This window comes from Halolactibacillus sp. JCM 19043, assembly GCF_001310395.1.
In the GTDB taxonomy this organism is placed as follows: Bacteria; Bacillota; Bacilli; order Bacillales; family Amphibacillaceae; genus Halolactibacillus; species Halolactibacillus miurensis.
The window spans coordinates 1-635 of record NZ_BAXD01000095.1 but is presented as its reverse complement, the minus strand read 5'-3'; the positions used below and the strand labels follow the sequence as shown (position 1 = coordinate 635).

General features: G+C 43.6%; 1 protein-coding gene. It reads left to right on the top strand.

Annotated features, from left to right (window positions below; all coding sequences use genetic code 11):
* The coding region (locus JCM19043_RS15815; RefSeq protein ID WP_156321459.1) for an IS200/IS605 family accessory protein TnpB-related protein at window positions 1–635 on the top strand (635 nt) is incomplete at both ends.

Here is a 635-nt window from a genome sequence, read left to right as displayed (position 1 = left end):
AGCCAGAGACGCATACCCTTACCTTTAAGGCGATCGACCAATGCATCATTCGTCTCGCTGACGTTGTTTTTCCTTATGGTCAAGATTATGTCAATCGTGCCATTCAGACACAAATGAACCTGAAAGATAAGAAAAAGTACGGGAAGCCTATTGGCTGGTCGCTTGAAGACCATGGTGACTACTATATCGTTAAATGCTTAATTGACGTACCAGCTACACCCTATCTGAATACCTCAACATCAACCGGTATGATTATGAATGTGAATCATCTCGCTGTCGCCAATGTCAACGATATTGGTCAATGTGTGGATGCCTTTACCCTCCCATTTAACTTAGAGGGTAAAACCAGTGGACAGCAGGCGAAAATAATAGAAGCAGAGGTTATTGCCCTCGTTGACTATGCCGTTAAACACCATAAACCACTTGCCATCGAAAGATTGGATACGACGCGGTCCAAAGTGTCGCGTCCTTATGGACATAAGAAAGCGAATCGTCGAATGAGTCAGTTTGCTTATCAAAAGATGATCCTAGCAATCCGATCAAGAGCTGAAAAAATGGGGGTCGCTGTCTACGTTGTTAACCCTGCTTATACCAGTCAAATTGGCAAGATGAAATATATGAAGCGGCTCGGTGTA